Source organism: Neorhizobium lilium (assembly GCF_004053875.1).
GTDB lineage: Bacteria > Pseudomonadota > Alphaproteobacteria > Rhizobiales > Rhizobiaceae > Neorhizobium > Neorhizobium lilii.
Genome location: NZ_SBIP01000004.1, coordinates 558767 through 576249 on the forward strand (window position 1 = coordinate 558767; position 17483 = coordinate 576249).

Annotated in this window: 19 protein-coding genes; 16 read left to right on the forward strand and 3 right to left on the reverse strand. The window is 61.8% G+C overall.

Annotated elements, in window-relative coordinates; translation table 11 throughout:
* The first annotated feature begins 3 nt into the window (after positions 1-3).
* The 13 genes from EPK99_RS19655 (at position 4) to rarD (ending at position 11473) form a co-directional block, all read left to right on the forward strand.
* The gene (locus tag EPK99_RS19655; RefSeq protein WP_128444773.1) at positions 4-591 is read left to right on the forward strand and encodes a CvpA family protein; all 588 of its coding nucleotides are present in this window, start codon (positions 4-6) and stop codon (positions 589-591) included.
* Between the two features lie 142 nt (positions 592-733).
* On the forward strand, positions 734-2236 hold the full coding sequence (gene purF / locus EPK99_RS19660) for an amidophosphoribosyltransferase (RefSeq protein ID WP_128444774.1): 1503 nt from the start codon (positions 734-736) through the stop codon (positions 2234-2236).
* Between the two features lie 91 nt (positions 2237-2327).
* The gene (locus EPK99_RS19665; protein WP_128444775.1) at positions 2328-3068 is read left to right on the forward strand and encodes an SDR family NAD(P)-dependent oxidoreductase; all 741 of its coding nucleotides are present in this window, start codon (positions 2328-2330) and stop codon (positions 3066-3068) included.
* Positions 3069-3158: 90 nt separating this feature from the next.
* A complete protein-coding gene (locus EPK99_RS19670; protein ID WP_128444776.1) occupies positions 3159-3737 on the forward strand; it encodes a DedA family protein in 579 nt (192 codons plus the stop codon).
* A gap of 210 nt (positions 3738-3947) precedes the next feature.
* Positions 3948-5333, forward strand: coding sequence for a cysteine--tRNA ligase (gene cysS / locus EPK99_RS19675; protein ID WP_128444777.1), 1386 nt, complete (start codon positions 3948-3950; stop codon positions 5331-5333).
* Positions 5334-5577: 244 nt separating this feature from the next.
* Entirely contained in the window at positions 5578-5940 is a 363-nt protein-coding gene (locus tag EPK99_RS19685; RefSeq protein WP_128444778.1) for an endonuclease domain-containing protein, read from the forward strand.
* A 1-nt stretch (position 5941) separates the two neighbouring features.
* The gene (locus tag EPK99_RS19690) at positions 5942-6436 is read left to right on the forward strand and encodes a GFA family protein (RefSeq protein WP_128444779.1); all 495 of its coding nucleotides are present in this window, start codon (positions 5942-5944) and stop codon (positions 6434-6436) included.
* Positions 6433-6909, forward strand: a complete 477-nt coding sequence (locus EPK99_RS19695; RefSeq protein ID WP_128444780.1) for a GFA family protein — start codon at positions 6433-6435, stop codon at positions 6907-6909. Before EPK99_RS19690 ends, EPK99_RS19695 begins: the two co-directional genes overlap by 4 nt.
* On the forward strand, positions 6906-7880 hold the full coding sequence (pip, locus tag EPK99_RS19700; RefSeq protein ID WP_128444781.1) for a prolyl aminopeptidase: 975 nt from the start codon (positions 6906-6908) through the stop codon (positions 7878-7880). The genes EPK99_RS19695 and pip overlap by 4 nt, the downstream gene beginning before the upstream one ends.
* 74 nt (positions 7881-7954) lie before the next feature.
* Positions 7955-8422 carry a GFA family protein gene (locus EPK99_RS19705; RefSeq protein ID WP_128444782.1) on the forward strand — a complete coding sequence of 156 codons (468 nt, stop codon included), beginning with the start codon at positions 7955-7957 and terminating at the stop codon, positions 8420-8422.
* Positions 8419-10035 carry a citramalate synthase gene (gene cimA / locus EPK99_RS19710; protein ID WP_128444783.1) on the forward strand — a complete coding sequence of 539 codons (1617 nt, stop codon included), beginning with the start codon at positions 8419-8421 and terminating at the stop codon, positions 10033-10035. Before EPK99_RS19705 ends, cimA begins: the two co-directional genes overlap by 4 nt.
* A 105-nt stretch (positions 10036-10140) precedes the next feature.
* On the forward strand, positions 10141-10425 hold the full coding sequence (locus EPK99_RS19715) for a BON domain-containing protein (RefSeq protein ID WP_164901820.1): 285 nt from the start codon (positions 10141-10143) through the stop codon (positions 10423-10425).
* A 121-nt stretch (positions 10426-10546) separates the two neighbouring features.
* Complete coding sequence (rarD, locus tag EPK99_RS19720) at positions 10547-11473, forward strand: EamA family transporter RarD (RefSeq protein ID WP_128444785.1); 927 nt, start codon at positions 10547-10549, stop codon at positions 11471-11473.
* On the opposite strand, the gene EPK99_RS19725 is transcribed toward rarD, so the two are convergent.
* Complete coding sequence (locus EPK99_RS19725; RefSeq protein ID WP_483466561.1) at positions 11462-12067, reverse strand: LOG family protein; 606 nt, start codon at positions 12065-12067, stop codon at positions 11462-11464. The two genes, rarD and EPK99_RS19725, sit on opposite strands and share 12 nt — an antisense overlap.
* 170 nt (positions 12068-12237) lie before the next feature.
* On the opposite strand from EPK99_RS19725, the gene EPK99_RS19730 reads away from it, so the two are divergent.
* On the forward strand, positions 12238-14094 hold the full coding sequence (locus tag EPK99_RS19730; RefSeq protein ID WP_128444787.1) for a LysM peptidoglycan-binding domain-containing protein: 1857 nt from the start codon (positions 12238-12240) through the stop codon (positions 14092-14094).
* Positions 14095-14495: 401 nt separating this feature from the next.
* Here EPK99_RS19730 and EPK99_RS19735 read toward each other — a convergent pair whose 3' ends face one another.
* Positions 14496-14882 carry a response regulator gene (locus EPK99_RS19735; RefSeq protein WP_128444788.1) on the reverse strand — a complete coding sequence of 129 codons (387 nt, stop codon included), beginning with the start codon at positions 14880-14882 and terminating at the stop codon, positions 14496-14498.
* A gap of 226 nt (positions 14883-15108) precedes the next feature.
* On the opposite strand from EPK99_RS19735, the gene EPK99_RS19740 reads away from it, so the two are divergent.
* Together EPK99_RS19740 and EPK99_RS25355 are read left to right on the forward strand one after the other, a co-directional pair.
* Positions 15109-16998, forward strand: a complete 1890-nt coding sequence (locus EPK99_RS19740) for an ABCB family ABC transporter ATP-binding protein/permease (RefSeq protein WP_128444789.1) — start codon at positions 15109-15111, stop codon at positions 16996-16998.
* 23 nt (positions 16999-17021) lie between these two features.
* The gene (locus EPK99_RS25355; protein ID WP_164901821.1) at positions 17022-17162 is read left to right on the forward strand and encodes a hypothetical protein; all 141 of its coding nucleotides are present in this window, start codon (positions 17022-17024) and stop codon (positions 17160-17162) included.
* Between the two features lie 9 nt (positions 17163-17171).
* Here EPK99_RS25355 and EPK99_RS19745 read toward each other — a convergent pair whose 3' ends face one another.
* On the reverse strand, positions 17172-17426 hold the full coding sequence (locus tag EPK99_RS19745; RefSeq protein WP_128444790.1) for a hypothetical protein: 255 nt from the start codon (positions 17424-17426) through the stop codon (positions 17172-17174).
* Positions 17427-17483: the final 57 nt, after the last annotated feature.

The following is a 17483-nucleotide window of genomic DNA, read 5'->3' on the forward strand; positions in this document are numbered from 1 at the left end:
TACATGCCCATTACGATCTTCGACGGTATTGTCATCGGCGTCACGCTGTTTTCAGCCGTGCTTGCCATGGTGCGCGGCTTCTCGCGCGAAGTGCTGTCGATCGCCAGCTGGGCCGGGTCCATCGCCGCCGCCTATTATCTCTACCCCCTCGTGCTGCCTTACGCGAAGAACTACACATCGGACGACAGGATCGCGCTTGCGGCCTCGGCGGGCATCATCTTCCTGATCGCGCTGATCATCATCTCCTTCATCACCACGCGAATCGCGGACTTCATCATCGATAGCCGCATCGGTGCGCTCGACCGCACGCTCGGCTTCCTGTTCGGAGCGGCCCGCGGCATTCTTCTGCTCGTAGTGGCCGTCGCCTTCTTCAACTGGCTGGTGGCGCCGGACCGGCAGCCGGTCTGGGTTACACAGGCCAAATCCAAGCCCTTCCTCGATACGCTCGTCGGTCGCCTGGAAGCCATGCTGCCCGACGACATCGAGCCGCAGATCCGTGCCCGCATCCTTGGCCACGAGACAGCGCCGGCCGAAGGCACGCCTGGCCAGGAGCCGGCACCGGCAGAAGACGCTCCGGTTACGAATAATTGACGCTGTGTTGCGCTTGATGCAGCGCACAGAGCCACCATCTGTGTTACAAGACGCTCAGACGTGACATTAAGTGAAAAAACGGGCCCGGCCCGGGACGCAATCCCGGCCGGCCTTTCCCTTTTTCCGGAAGACGAGGTTCGAGATGAATCAGCCGATTTCGCAAGCATCCGCTATCCATGGTTTCGATGAACTGGATGGCGATACTCTTCACGAAGAGTGCGGTGTCTTCGGTGTGCTCGGACATCCCGACGCGGCGACCTTGACGGCGCTAGGGCTGCATGCCCTGCAGCACCGCGGCCAGGAAGCTGCCGGCATCGTTTCCTTCGACGGTCTGCGCTTCCATTCGGAGCGGCGCATGGGTCTGGTCGGCGACCATTATACGGATCCTGCGACCATTGCCCGCCTGCCCGGCAATATCTCGATCGGCCATAACCGCTATTCCACCACTGGCGAAGTGGCGCTGCGCAACGTTCAACCGCTGTTTGCCGAACTGGAAGTCGGCGGCATTGCCGTTGCCCATAACGGCAACTTCACCAACGGCCTGACCCTTCGCCGGCAGCTGATCGCCGGCGGCGCCATTTGTCAGTCGACATCGGACACCGAAGTCGTGCTGCATCTGATCGCCCGCTCGCGCTACTCCTCCACAGCCGACCGCTTCATCGATGCGATCCGGCAGATGGAGGGCGGCTATTCCATGCTGGCCATCACCCGCACCAAGCTGATCGCCGCCCGCGACCCCACCGGTATCCGTCCGTTGGTCATGGGCGAACTTGACGGCAAGCCGGTCTTCGCCTCCGAAACCTGCGCGCTCGATATCATCGGCGCGAAGTTCGTGCGTGACGTCGAAAACGGCGAGGTCATCATCTGCGAGATCCAGTCGGACGGCTCGATCTCGATCGACGCCCGCAAGGCCGGCAATGGCCAGCCGGAACGCCTGTGCCTGTTCGAATACGTCTATTTCGCCCGCCCGGATTCGGTCGTGGGCGGTCGCAGTGTCTATGTGGCGCGCAAGAACATGGGCATCAACCTTGCCAAGGAAGCGCCGGTCGAGGCCGACGTCGTCGTGCCGGTGCCCGATGGCGGCACCCCGGCAGCCCTCGGCTATGCGCAGGAGAGCGGTATTCCGTTCGAATACGGCATCATCCGCAACCACTATGTGGGCCGCACCTTCATCGAGCCGACGCAGCAGATCCGCGCCTTCGGCGTGAAACTGAAGCACTCGGCAAATCGGGCGATGATCGAGGGCAAGCGGGTCGTTCTGGTGGACGATTCGATCGTGCGCGGCACGACTTCGCTGAAGATTGTCCAGATGATCCGCGAGGCCGGCGCCAAGGAAGTGCACATCCGTGTCGCCAGCCCGATGATCTACTATCCGGATTTCTACGGCATCGATACGCCGGACGCGGAAAAGCTGCTGGCCAACCAGTATGATAGCCTGGAGGCCATGTGCCGCTTTATCGGCGCCGATTCGCTGCAGTTCCTGTCGATCAACGGCCTCTACCGGGCCGTCGGCGGCGAGGATCGCAACAATGCCCGCCCGCAATTCACCGACCATTATTTCACCGGCGACTACCCGACCCGCCTTCTCGACAAGGACGGCGAGACCATGGGCCGCAAGGTTTCCCTGCTCACCAGCAACGGGTAAGTGCGGAAAGCGATTTCCAATTCATGCGGGATTCTCTAGAAGGCTGCGGTAACGCGGCCTTCTTTTTTGGCCCTGGCGAGGGGAAGAGAGCATGACGATCGATTTGACGGGCAGGATCGCCCTGGTGACCGGCGCATCGCGTGGCATAGGCTATTTCACCGCCCTAGAACTGGCAAAGGCCGGCGCGCATGTCATCGCGACGGCCCGCACAGTGGGCGGGCTGGAAGAACTCGATGACGCGATCAAGGCCTTCGGCGGCAGCGCGACGCTCGCGCCTTTCGACATCACCGACATGGAAGCGATCGACAGGCTCGGCGCCTCGATTTTCGAACGCTGGGGCAAGCTCGATATTCTGGTTGCCAATGCCGGTATCCTCGGCGTCATCTCGCCGCTTGCGCATATCGAGGCGAAGGTGTTCGACAAGGTCATGCTGACCAATGTCACCGCCACCTGGCGGCTGATCCGGTCGGTCGAGCCGCTGCTCACCCGCTCCGATGCCGGTCGCGCACTCATCCTGTCGTCCGGCGTCGCCAGCAATCCGCGCGCGTTCTGGGGCGCCTATGCCATGTCCAAGGCAGCGGTCGAGACCATGGGCCGTATTTGGGCGGCGGAAACCGAGCACACGTCCCTCAAGGTCAATCTGATCAATCCCGGGGCAACGCGCACTGCCATGCGCGCTCAGGCCGTGCCGGGCGAAGACCCGGAAGCCCTGCCGCATCCTTCCGAGGTGGCGCAGAAGATCCTCTTTCTCGCCTCGCCTGACCTGAAGGATAGCGGCCGACTGTTTGTCGTGCGCGACAACTGTTTCGTGGACTTCCAGTCGCCGGCCTGATCGGGCATTTGGCACGACGCGGCTTGCCTTGGCCCTCGAACCCTCTAGCTTCTGCTCTGTTCACCCTAGCCCCTTGCCGAAGGCCTGAACTTGTCGCTGGAAACGCTGATTTCTGAATACGGGCCGTTGGCGGTCTTCCTCGGCGCCGGGATCGAGGGCGAAACGGCCGTATTTCTCGGAGGTGTGTTTTCGCACCGCCAGCTGTTTCCGTTCTGGCAAGCCGCGACGGCGGCTGTGTTCGGATCTTTTCTGATCGATCAGGCCTGGTTCTTCGCCGGGCGTTACGCCAACCGGCTCGCGCTGGTGCAGCGATTCATGCAGACCAGCGCCGCTGCCAGGGTCAACCGGCTTCTCGAAGCCCATCCCACCGGCTTCATCCTCGCCTTCCGGTTCATCTACGGCATGCGCACCGTGAGCCCGGTCATCATCGGCCTCACCTCGGTTCCCGCGTTGCGCTTTGTGGTTTTGAACTTCATCGCCGCCCTTGTCTGGGGGATCGCGATCACCGCCATCGGCTACCTGTTCGGCAATGCGGTCGAGGCACTGTTCGGCCGGCTCAAGCTGCATGTGCATCTCCTGATCGCGCTGGTGGTCATTGCGACTTCGATCGGCCTCGTGGCATGGCTGTTGCACAGACATTTCCGCAAGACGGAAGGCGAACAGGCCTGAACAGACGCCCTTATCCTCCTGCGCCGCCTCTTGACCAAATCCGCCGCCCGCGCCATAACCTCCACCATGAAAACGGCGATTTCCATCTGCGGGATCATTATTCGCTAGCGCAAGCGCTGGCCCGGCCGTTCTCGTCTCTCGAAATCCTTGAAGACAAACGATCCGGTCCGGTGCCGGCCTATTCCGTCGCCTTGCCTTGGGGAGATTTCGATGAGCGTGCCGCTCAAGCTTTACAATACGCTGACCCGCGAGAAGGCGGAATTTGCGCCGATCGACCCCCGGAACGTGCGCCTCTATGTCTGCGGCCCGACCGTCTATGACTATGCCCATATCGGCAATGCCCGGCCCGCCATCGTGTTCGACGTGCTGTTCCGCCTGCTGCGCCAACGCTACGGCGCCGAGCACGTCACCTATGCGCGCAACATCACCGACGTAGACGACAAGATCAACGCCCGCGCTTTGCGCGACCATCCGGGCCTGCCGCTCAACGAGGCGATCCGGCAGGTGACGGAAAAGACGGAAACGCAGTATCACGAGGACGTGGCTTCGCTCGGCTGCCTCGAGCCCAGCTTCGAGCCACGGGCTACCGACAATATCGCCGGCATGGTTGCGATCATCGAGAAGCTGATCGCCAAAGGCCATGCCTATGTGGCGGAAGGCGAAGTGCTGTTCGATACCAAGTCGATGCCGGATTACGGCCAGCTCTCCAAGCGCCCGCTCGATGAGCAGCAGGCCGGCGCCCGCATCGCCGTCGACGCACACAAGAAGAACCCGCAGGACTTCGTGCTGTGGAAGCTGTCTTCCCATAACGAGCCCGGCTGGGAAAGCCCCTGGGGCCGCGGCCGTCCTGGCTGGCATATCGAATGCTCGGCCATGAGCGAGCGCTATCTCGGCGAGGAGTTCGACATCCATGGCGGCGGGCTGGACCTCATCTTCCCCCACCACGAAAACGAGATCGCCCAATCGCGCTGCGCCCATGGCACGCCTGTGATGGCGAGGGTGTGGATGCACAACGGCTTCGTGCAGGTCGAAGGCCGCAAGATGTCGAAGTCGGACGGCAATTTCGTCACCATCCACGACCTCCTCCACACGGAAAAATTCGGCGGCCGTCAATGGCCGGGCGAAGTGCTGCGGCTGGCCATGCTGATGACCCATTACCGCGAGCCGATCGATTTTTCGGTCAAACGTCTGGAAGAGGCCGAACGGCTGCTCGCCAAGTGGCCGGCCGTCGAAGACATGGGCGGACTGCCTTGCGAGACCGTACTCGACGCGCTTTCCGACGATCTAAACACGGTGGCGGCCGTTCAGGCGCTGCACGCGCTGGCGCAGGAAGCCAATCTCGACAAGAGCCTGCTTCCTCTGTTTGCCGCCAGCGCCAGCCTTCTGGGCGTTCTTCCGAAAAAGACGGAGGTTGACGAGGCGCTTGCGGCAGCCGTGGATGCGTTGGTCGCCATGCGGCTCGAAATGCTGAAGGCGAAGAATTTCGCCGAGGCCGACCGCATTCGCGCCGAACTTGCGGAAAAGGGCATCCAGCTTAAGGATGGCAAGGATGCCGCCACCGGCGAGCGCGTCACGACGTGGGAGGTCAAGCGGTAGGATGTCCTGGGCTGCGGTGATCCTTACCCCCCTCTGCCCTGCCGGGCATCTCCCCCTCAAGGGGGGAGATCGGCAAGACGCACTCATCAGCCAAGCCACGGACGACAATCTACAACAGCACTGGAATCTCGGCCTTGCATGGAATCGGCGGCGCCACCACGATGTGATCTCCCCCCTTGAGGGGGAGATGTCCGGCAGGGCAGAGGGGGGCATCTCGCACACGGACCGAAGGAAGGAGCATGGCATGCCGCACGCCCCTGTCCCAATTACAAACCGCGCAAACGCCCGCCAAATGCGCAAGGCGCTGACAGACGCCGAACTAAAGCTTTGGAATGCACTGCGTGCTCATCGGCTGATGGGACTGGGTTTTCGCAGACAGTTGCCGATTGCCGGATACATCGTGGACTTTGCATGCCCGTCTCAAAAGATCGTTGTGGAACTGGATGGGTCGCAGCATGGCGAAGGTATCATTGCGGAATATGATGCCATCCGCACCCGACGCATAGAACAGCTCGGCTGGACCGTGCTGCGTTTCTGGAACGACGACGTTCTCAAAGATATCGATAATGTCTGCCTTCATCTCCTGACTATCGCTGGGGAGGCTTGAGATGATCCCTACCCATTCCGGCGGCTGCCAGTGCGGCGCGGTGCGCTTCCGGCTCGAGGGAGAGCCGCTCGACTGCGCCATCTGCCATTGCCGCATGTGCCAGAAGGCCTTTGGCGCCTATTACGCGCCGCTGGTGGCGATCGGTGAGGCGAAGCTCACCTGGACCCGTGGCGCGCTCAAATACTTCCACTCCTCCAACCATGTCCGTCGCGGTTTCTGCGAAAACTGCGGCACACCCTTAAGCTATGAAGCGGATGACGGTGTCGCCGTGTCGGCCGGCAGTTTCGACAATCCGGCCTTCCTGCCGCCCGTCGTACAGTTCGGCATCGAGAACAAACTGCCTTTCGTCGACGGCCTGCATGTACTGCCCGGCCGGCACACGATGGAGGATCTCGACTCGGCACCCTTTCTGGACGATATCGTTTCCAACCAGCATCCCGACCACGACACCGCAACCTGGCCTGTTCGACAAGGCCACACGGAGGACAAGCTATGACCGAAGACACAAGAACAGGCGGTTGCCAGTGCGGTGCCGTCCGCTTCCGTATCCATGGCGAGCTCGGCCGCGCCTCCATCTGCCATTGCCGCATGTGCCAGAAAGCGTTTGGCGGCTTTTTCGGCCCGCTGGTCAGCGCGCCGAAGGACGGGCTGGAGTGGACGCGGGGTGCGCCTAAGTATTTCCAGTCTTCGGTGAATATCGACCGCGGCTTCTGTGAAGACTGCGGCACGCCGCTCACCTACCGCCACCCGGGCGGCGTCGAGCTCGCCATCGGCACCTTCGACAACCGCGACGACCTGGCCCCGCAAATCCAGGTCAACTTTCATTCGCGCCTGCCCTGGGTCACCTCCATTTTCGACGCGCCAGTGCACGGCGATCCGGAATTCTATGTGCAGCAAGAGCAGGTCATTTCCTTCCAGCACCCGGATCATGACACGCAGATCTGGCCTGCGAAGGGGTTGCACCTGTGAGCGCCGCCCAGGAACCCAAAGTTTTGCGCACGCTCTACCCTGAGGTCGAGCCTTACGAGAGCGGTCATCTCGATGTCGGCGACGGCCACGTGATCTATTGGGAACGGGTGGGCACGAAGGGTGCCAAGCCGGCCGTTTTTCTGCATGGCGGACCGGGCGCGGGCTGCAATCCCCGCCAGCGCCGGCTGTTCGATCCCCAACTCTACGACGTGCTGCTGTTCGACCAGCGCGGCTGCGGGCGCTCGACACCGCATGCAAACCTTGAGGCGAATACGACCTGGCATCTGGTGGCCGATATAGAACGGCTGCGCGAAATGCTGGGCGTGGAGGCATGGCAGGTGTTCGGCGGCTCCTGGGGTTCGACCCTGGCGCTTGCCTATGCGCAGACCCATCCGCAGCGCGTGACCGAGCTGCTGGTGCGGGGCATCTACACGGTTACCCGGGCGGAGCTGGACTGGTACTACCAGTTCGGCGTCTCGGAAATGTTTCCGGACAAGTGGGAGGCTTTCGTCGCTCCGATTCCGGCGGACGAGCGGCACGAGATGATGGCGGCCTACCACCGCCGCCTCACCGGCCCGGACCGGGTCGAGCAGATTGCCTGCGCCAAGGCCTGGAGCGTCTGGGAAGGATCGACCATCACCCTGCTACCCGATCCGCAGCTTGCGGGCAGCCATGACGACGACCATTTCGCGCTCGCCTTTTCGCGCATCGAGAACCACTATTTCATGAATGCCGGATGGTTCGAGGACGGTCAGCTGCTGCGCGACGCGGTCAAGCTCAAGGGTATTCCGGGTGTCATCGTGCATGGCCGCTACGACATGCCCTGCCCGCTCAAATATGCCTGGCAGCTTTCGAAAGTCTGGACGGATGCCGACTTCCACATCATCGAGGGCGCGGGGCATGCGGTGTCGGAGCCGGGGATCACCGACCAGCTGATCCGCGCAACGGACCGGTTCGCGGGGAAGGTGTAGATATAGGGGCTTGCTGGGGCACGCGAGCTGGTAACAGGAGTGGACGACCTGCTGGTCGCGCAACGGAGGGTAGCATGACGGAACTGCTTAGTGGTGGCTGCCAATGCGGCGCCGTGCGATATACGATCCGAGGCCAAGTCAGCGACCGGGCAATCTGCCATTGCCGCATGTGCCAGAAGGCTGTGGGATCGGTTACCTGGCCGTTCTTCACGGTCAAGCTTGCCGATATGGAGTGGACCCGCGGCCGGCCCGCCCTCTATCGTAGTTCGGAAGCGGCCGAGCGGGGCTTTTGCGCCGCCTGCGGTACTCCTTTGAGTTTTCAGCCGGTTGATGGGGACGCGCTCGACCTTTCGATCGGCAGCCTGGACGATCCGGCAAAAATGCCGCCTGACAAGCAATATTGGGCCGGCCAGCGCATGCCATGGTTCCACGCCCTCCCCGACCTGCCCGAGACGACGAGTTCCGCTTCGCCCGATGACACTAAACGGCGTCGCCCTTACCAGCATCCCGACCACGATACAGACGATTGGCCCAATCGATGACACGCGAACGCATCTATCTCTTCGACACGACCCTGCGGGATGGCCAGCAGACGCCGGGCATCGACTTTTCCGTCGAGGACAAGATCGCGATTTCGCAAATGCTGGATGAGTTCGGCTTCGACTATGTCGAGGGAGGCTATCCGGGCGCCAACCCGACAGACACGGCCTTCTTTTCCGCCAGGCGCACAGCGAAGGCACAGTTCGTAGCCTTCGGGATGACGAAGCGCGCCGGCATCTCCGCCTCCAACGATCCGGGCCTTAACGTGCTCCTGCAGGCCAAAAGCGACGCCGTCTGTTTCGTTGCCAAGAGCTGGGACTACCATGTGCGGGTGGCTCTCGGCTGCACCAACGAAGAGAACCTGCAATCCATCCGTGACAGTGTGGAGGCGGCCCGCGCTACGGACAAGGAGGCGCTGGTCGATTGCGAGCATTTCTTCGATGGCTACAAGGCCAATCCGGATTACGCGCTTGCCTGCGCCAGGGCCGCCTATGACGCCGGTGCCCGCTGGATCGTGCTCTGCGACACCAATGGCGGTACGCAGCCGAACGAAGTGCGCGAAATCGTGTCGGCAGTGATCGCCTCCGGCATTCCCGGTTCCTCGCTCGGCATTCATGCGCATGACGATACCGGCCAGGCCGTTGCCAATTCGCTCGCAGCGATCGAGGCGGGCTGCCGGCAGGTGCAAGGCACGCTGAACGGCATTGGCGAGCGCTGCGGAAATGCCAATCTGGTGACGCTGATCGGCACGCTCTGTCTGAAGGAGGCCTATGCCTCCCGTTTCGAGACGGCGATCGACCCGGAGCGGCTGACAGGCCTCACCCGCCTCTCCCACGCCTTCGACGAATTGCTCAACCGCTCGCCGAACCACCAGGCGCCTTATGTCGGGGCTTCCGCCTTTGCCACCAAGGCCGGCATCCATGCCTCCGCGCTGCTCAAGGACCCGCGCACCTATGAGCATGTGACGCCGGAAAGCGTTGGTAATTTCCGCAAGGTCATGGTGTCGGACCAGGGCGGCAAGTCGAACTTCATCAATGCCCTCAAACGGCGCGGCATCGCGGTCGCCAAGGACGATTCGAAGCTCGATCTGCTCATCTCCATCGTCAAGGAGCGCGAATCCACCGGTTACGCCTATGAGGGCGCCGATGCGAGCTTCGAACTGCTGGCAAGGCGCACCCTCGGCACGATCCCGGAATTTTTCACCGTCGACGGCTTTCGGGTGATGGTCGAGCGCCGTTTCGACAGTCTCGGTCGGGTGAAGATCGTTTCCGAAGCCGTGGTGAGACTGGTGATCGACGGTGCCCAGCATATGTCGGTGGCGGAAGGGGACGGCCCGGTCAACGCGCTCGACCTCGCGCTGCGCAAGGATTTCGGCAAGTATCAGAACGAGATCGACGACCTCGTGCTGGCCGACTTCAAGGTGCGTATCCTCAACGGCGGCACGGAGGCGATTACCCGCGTCCTGATCGAATCCACCGACGGCACCGGCGTTCGCTGGTGGACGGTCGGCGTTTCGGAAAACATCATCGACGCTTCGTTCCAGGCGCTGATGGACAGCGTCATCTACAAGCTGATGAAGAACCGGGAACTGGCCGGCAAGATCGCGGCGGAGTGAAATCCCGCGCCATCTTACCTGGCAGCGGCGATTTTCATGGAGCCGCGGAACCTAAACGCCTGACAACAGTTTGTTCATCCGACGTTCATGTTAGGATTTTGCAAAATGTTCCTCAGCAGTGTTCAGCCCACCATCACCAATTTCGACTTTGTTCGGGACCATGGCGTGTCTATCGAAAAGACCGCCGTGGAAGCGGAACTGAGCTACCTGGCCGACTTCGACGCGCGAGACCTGACAGTCGACATGACCGGCCATTATCTGGTGCTCGAAGGAACGGTTACGTCCGCCGCGGATGCTGAACGTGCCGTCAAGGTGGCACGCGAAATCGTCGGTTCCGACCGCGTCATGTCTCGGCTGGTGGTCGTGCAGCCGGCAACTGCTCTGATCTGATCGGAAACCGAGGTTCACCTCGGGTCTTCCACGCTTCATGGATGCTTCACGCGAATGAATTGGTCTGTTTCGGAGCCCTGATCTACAGCTCGGGGAAAACAGAACGATCGAGGAAACATCCATGGCCACCGACGGCACACCTGCGGCCGCGCAAAGCGGTGATACGCCGCGCGGCTTCGCCTTTGCACTTGCTGCCTATTTTCTTTGGGGCTTCCTGCCCTTCTACATGAAGGCGGTCGGGCATGTTCCGGCGGCGGAAGTGCTGGCGCACCGGGTCGTCTGGTCGCTGCCCGTCGCCGGCCTCGTGCTTCTCACCCTCGGCCGCACCGCCGACATCAAGATGGCGCTGCGCTCACCCCGCACGCTGATGATGGCCGCCGTCACCGCCATCTTCATCACCATCAACTGGACCACCTATATCTGGGCAATCAGCGTAGGGCGCGCGCTCGATGCGGCGCTCGGCTATTTTATCAATCCGCTGTTCAGCATTTTTCTTGCCGCCGTGCTGCTCAAGGAAAAGCTGTCGCGGCTGCAGCTTGCGGCCGTCGGCCTGGTCGTGATCGCGGTCGCCATCATCACTGTCGATGCCGGAGGTCTGCCATGGGTGGCAATGGTGCTGACAGTGAGCTGGGGCTTCTATGCGTTTTTCCGCAAGACGCTTCCGGTCGGCCCCAACCAGGGGTTTTTCCTGGAAGTGCTGATGCTGAGCCCGTTCTGCCTTGCCTATGTTGTTTACCTGGAAGCGAGCGGACAGGGACATCTACGGCAGACGGGGCTTTCAGATACATTGCTTCTGGCCGGATGCGGGCTGGTGACAGCCATACCGCTCATCCTCTATGCCAATGGGGCCAAACTGCTGCGGCTCTCCACCATCGGCCTCATGCAGTATCTGGCGCCGACGATGATCTTCCTGATCGCCATCTTCGCCTTTCACGAGCCGCTCAACACCGCAAAGCTGCTCGCCTTCGGGCTGATCTGGGTGGCATTGATCGTCTATTCCTGGCCGATGATACGACAGGCTATGGGGTCTGCGGAGTCAAAGCCTTGAAATAACCGTGTCTTCCCCCCTGGATGCGGCGCGTTCCTCGCCGCGTTCCAGAATGGCGGGGACGATGTCCTCGACATCCGCGATCACCAGCGGCCGCACCAGGTGGGCGCGGTGGATGAAGCCTTCGTCGCGCATGTGGTCGATCAGGCTCAGCATGGGGTCCCAGAAGCCGCCGATATTGGCGAAGACCATCGGTTTTTCGTGCCGGCCGAGCTGGCCCCAGGTCATGATCTCGACGATTTCCTCCAGCGTACCGATGCCGCCCGGCAGCGTCACGAAGGCGTCGGAACGCTCGAACATCTTGTGCTTGCGCTGGTGCATGTCCTCGGTCACAATCAATTCGTCGAGCTGGCCCAGCGAATGCCGCGTCGCCTCCATGTCCACCAGGAATTCCGGGATGATGCCCGTGACCTGGCCGCCATTCGACAGAACTCCGGCTGCGACTGCGCCCATGATGCCCTTGGTGCCGCCGCCATAGACGAGCCGCAGCCCGTGAGCGGCGATGGATTTTCCGAGCGCACGCCCGGCGGCCAGATAGGCCGGGTCACGTCCCGGCTGGGAGCCGCAGTAAATGCAGATGGATCGAATCGGCACAGTTTTCTCCTGAAGGCATTCGTATGCGAAGCGGATGAGCGCCTCTGCCTCTAAAACTGGAGGGAAACGGTGGCAAGGGCAAGGCTTCCAAGCGCGAAAAGCTTGTGAATGCAGGAGGAAACGGCTAATCCGGATAAAGGCGGCAGGCTCCGCCCTGAAAGGCATCGACAATGAAAATCCGCGCCGGCTGGCTTGCCCTGATCGTACTCGTCATCGCATCACTGCTGATGGTTTTCTTCGTGCTGCCAAGGATCAACCAGGGATCAAAGCCGCTCGGAGACGCGATCAATGCCGCCGGTACTGCCGTTCAGGACGCAGTGAAGGACGGCCAGCAGGTCACCAAGCCTGCGGAAAACGCAAAGCCCGCCGACCAGGCCGCCGCAACGCCTTCCGCACCATCGGCGACGCCTAATGCTCCCCAGTCCGACCAGGCTGCAAAAACCGGGCGTGCCGTTCCCTCCGGCGACGCTGCAAAGCCGACGCCCTCCTTCGACGTGCTGCGGGTGGAACCGGACGGATCCACCGTGATTGCCGGCCGGGCCGAGCCTCATTCCACGCTTGAAGTCACCGACGGCAGTTCCGTCGTCGCCAAGGTCGATGTCGGCCCGAGCGGCGATTTCGCCGCCGTGCTCGAAAATCCGCTGCCGCCGGGGGACCACCAGCTCGTGCTGAAGGCAACCGGCAAGGATGGCAAGAGCATCGTTTCCGAGGAAGTTGCGACGGTGTCCGTGCCGACCGACAAGAACAGCGGCAAGCTGCTTGCCATGGTGACGACGCCCGGAAAGGCGAGCCGCCTCATCGCGACGCCGAACGCTGCAGCGCAGGTGCCGGCCAGCAGCGAAAGCGCTTCCGCATCGCCTGTGACAGCACCTTCGCCAAGCTCTTCAACCTCTCCTTCCTCCGCAACTCCCGCCGTATCGGCTCCTGCCGCTTCCGGCGCAACTCCGGCTGTGCCCGCCCTGCCCGCGGCATCGACGGAGCTTGCCTCCAACCCGCCTTCCATGGCGCCAGGTGCGACAGGTCTATCTTCACCACCTTCGGCCGCGCTGGCAACGCCCGGGACAGCCGCCGAGTTGCAGATCACAGCTGTGGAGCTTGAAGGTAACAAGATCTTCGTGGCGGGTCTCGCAAAGACCGGCACGACCGTGCGCGGGCTCGTGGACGGCACGGCAATCGGCCAGGCACAGCCCGGCAGCGACCGCCATTTCGTGATCGAAGGCACGGCGGATCTGACCGTCGGCGACCACACGATCAGCGTCGAATCGCTCAACGGCGCCGGCCAGGCGCTGGTGCGCGTCGAAGTTCCCTTCAACCGCCCTGCCGGTGAACAGGTGGCCGCCATTGCCGCGCCTGCCGCCAACAGCCCGATGACATCGGTCGATGGCGGATTTTTCGACCGGCTGCGCAGCGACACGGTGCGTGCCTTCAACCTGCTGCAGAACCTTTACGCCGGTGGCAAGCTTCCTTCCCTGGAGGAGATGACCGCCGCACGCTCCGGCACGAGCATCGCGCTGAAGTCGCTGTCCGAATACCACCTGCCGGACGGCGCAACAGCCTCTGCCCGCATGCTCGCCGAAACAACCACCAAGGATGCAAGCACTGCCGCTGCCGCGCTGGACAAGCTTCCCTCCGATGTTGCCGCCGTCGGCGCTGCGCTGGACGAAATCCGCACGCTCATTGTCAAGGCGATCGGACCGGTGATGGCGCAGCAGATCGCGGGCGCGGAGCCTGCGGCAGAAGCGCCGCAGGCTTCGGCTGCCTCGGACGGCCCGCGGACGATACAGCAGGCACCGCTGACGCAGAGCCAGCGTACTGCCGTCATCATCCGCCGCGGCGATACCTTGTGGCAGATCTCGCGCCGAGTTTACGGCCAGGGCGTGCGCTACACCACGATCTACCTCGCCAATGAGGACCAGATCCACAATCCGGATATCATCCAGCCCGGCCAGATCTTCGGCGTTCCGGAAGAATACCGGCCTGATGCGGAAGAACTGCACCGCCAGCGCCTGCAGCACCGCAAGGGCTGACGGCGTCTCCCGGTAGCCGGGGATGTTTGCGGCAGTCGCCGAAGTTTTCCGCATTCGCCCCCAGGCACTTGGTCGGGCAAGACGCTGTCGTTTGTCCCCGGCATCCGTCTATCGACAATAATCAGAGCGTCATTGGATGGGAACCGGGTTCGCGAACCGGCGCTCAACGGTCTCAAGGACCCGGTCCCGATGATGGTTGATCGATGTGGGGAGTGGAGGGCTCGGAAATCCTCCAGAAACCACTGAAAGCAGCCGGGGCAGGCAAAAAGCCTTACACCCTAAGCAACCCGATACCTTGCCTGCCCCGTTCCCGACCTCAACCACGCCGGAGCATCTCCCGCGTGGCCGGACGCGTTTCAGCAGCATCGACGCTGGAGCGATCTGATAAACGATGGTGAGGCTCAGCTGAGCTTATCGATGGCGTTCTGGTTCAACAGCGTGGTCACCGCGGTGATCAGCTGTGCCGGCACGAACGGCTTCTGGATGAGAACGCTGTTGGGCACGCCTTGCGACGCCCAGGCCTTGGCGCTATCGGCCGTCATGTAGATGACAGGCATGGTCAGCACCAGTTCACGAGCACGGTGGCCGATATCCCAGCCGCTCGGGCCGTCACCAAGACGTATGTCCGTGACGACAGCATCGAATCGTTCTGCATCTTCGTCGAGCTTGGCAAGGGCCTGGGCTCCATTGCCGACGGAAACGACCTCGAAGCCTTCGGCGGCTAGTGCCTCCTCCGCATCCAGCATCAATAGTTGATCATCTTCTACCAGAAGGACCGTAGGTATCATTGTCGAATTCGCCGTCATATGCCGCTGCTTTCAAGAGAGCGCTCGGTTTATCTTGAACCCTGAAGATTAGACCCCGGTTAACAGACGCCGTCAAACGTCCGAAGTACGTCGATGTTCCGTTGAGGTCGAGGATCGTCACGCTCCGCAAGTTTCACGATCCTGTCATTGCAACATGCGGCTCTGCGCCTTATGTGCCGGAAGCGCGACGCGCCGCCCGGAGACAATAATGGCAGCAGCTAAGAAGACGATCTCGGCCGATGCCAGCAATCCGCTCGGCACGCTGATGAACCTGTGGCCCTATATGTGGCCGCAGGGCCGCGCGGACCTCAAGGCGCGGGTGGTCTGGGCCACCTTCTACCTCGTGCTTGCCAAGCTGGTACTGATCGCCGTCCCCTATTTCTTCAAATGGGCGACCGATGCGCTGAACGGCAAGCTGGACATGGCGGGCATATTGCCTGCCCTTCTGCTTGGCGCGGTCATCCTCGTCATCTTCTACAATCTTACCCGCATTCTGCAGGTCGGCCTCAACCAGCTGCGCGATGCACTGTTCGCCTCTGTCGGCCAGCATGCGGTGCGCCAGCTCGCCTACAAGACCTTCGTCCACATGCACGAGCTGTCCTTGCGCTTCCATCTGGAGCGCAAGACGGGCGGCCTGTCGCGTATCATCGAGCGCGGCACGAAGGGTATCGAGACCATCGTGCGCTTCACGATTCTCAACTCGTTGCCAACCCTGTTCGAGTTCTTTCTGACTGCGATCATCTTCTGGGTGAGCTACGGCTTCTGGTACGTGCTGGTGACGGCGGTAACCGTCTCGCTCTATATCTGGTTTACCGTCAAGGCGAGCGACTGGCGGATTTCCATCCGCCGCTCGATGAACGACAGCGACACGGACGCCAACACCAAGGCAATCGATTCGCTGCTCAATTTTGAGACGGTCAAATATTTCGGCAATGAGCAGATGGAGGCCCGCCGCTTCGACTCGTCCATGGCGCGCTACGAGAAAGCAGCAACGCAGGTCTGGACCTCGCTCGGCTGGCTGAACTTCGGCCAGGGCGTTATCTTCGGCCTCGGCCAGACGGTGATGATGGTCATGTCGGCGCTCGCCGTCCAGCGCGGCGAACAGACCATCGGTGACTTCGTGTTCGTCAACGCGTTGCTGATGCAGCTTTCCGTGCCGCTCAACTTCATCGGCTTCGTCTATCGCGAAATCCGCCAGGGCCTTACCGATATCGAGCAGATGTTCGATCTGCTGGAAGTGGAGCCGGAAGTGGTGGACCGGGCCGGGGCTACGGAATTGCAGATCCGCCAGGGAGCGATCGCCTTCAAGGACGTGCATTTCGCCTACGATCCGGAGCGAGCCATCCTGAAGGGAATCTCCTTCGATGTGCCGGCCGGAAAGACGGTGGCGATCGTCGGTCCCTCGGGTGCGGGCAAATCCACCATCTCGCGCCTGCTCTACCGCTTCTACGACATTCAGGGCGGCTCGATCACCATCGACGGGCAGGATGTGCGCGAGGTCACCCAGACATCGTTGCGCAAGGTCATCGGCATGGTGCCGCAGGACACGGTGCTGTTCAACGATACTATAGCCTACAACATCCGCTATGGCCGTCCGTCAGCGACCGAGGAGGAGGTACAGGCGGCGGCGGACATTGCGCAGATCGGCACCTTCATCCAGACGCTTCCCGATGGCTACGAGACCAAGGTCGGCGAGCGTGGCCTAAAGCTTTCGGGCGGCGAAAAGCAGCGGGTGGCGATTGCCCGCACCATCCTCAAGGCACCGCCCATCCTCATCCTGGACGAGGCCACCTCCGCTCTCGACACCACGACCGAGCACGAGATCCAGTCCGCTCTCGACGTGGTTTCGAAAAACCGCACCACACTCGTGATCGCCCACCGGTTATCGACTGTCATCAATGCCGACGAGATCATCGTGCTGCGTCACGGGACGATTGCTGAACGAGGCTCGCATGCCGATCTGCTGTCGCAGAACGGACTCTACGCTTCGATGTGGAACCGCCAGCGGGAAGCGACCCAGGCGGAAGAACAGCTGCGCAAGGTGCGCGAAAACGACGATCTCGGCGTAGTGTTGCGCGGCCAGCCGGCGGCGGAATGACGCGTTATAGGACAGGCTCGAACGTGAACCGATATCTCAACAAGCGCATGTTCATCCTTGGCACGGTCGCGCTGGCCTATATGCTCGTCCTGATCTTCTACGGCTCGCCGCTGCTTGCCTTCACCACCTGGATGGGCTGGGTCGATCCGCAGGCAGTGAGATAGTCGAAGACGTCAGCGTTTTGCGCGCAGAATCCGCTTCCAGATCGTGCCGCCCAGGAACTTGTTGAAGATGACGAAGTAGGCAACGATCAAGAAGAAGAGCAGAATTGCCGGGCCGCCCTGAAGGTTAAAGCCGCCATCGGTCGATCCACCGAATATTGAGGCGATCAGCAGTCCGAATATCCAAAACGCGGTAAAGAAATCAAATATGGCCGCAAGTACGATGCGCCATGTCGATGGGCCTTTAGATGTCACGACTTCACTCATTTACCCCTCCTATCTATGGAACATACCTAACCTGCCGCATTGCGATTCTTCAATAGC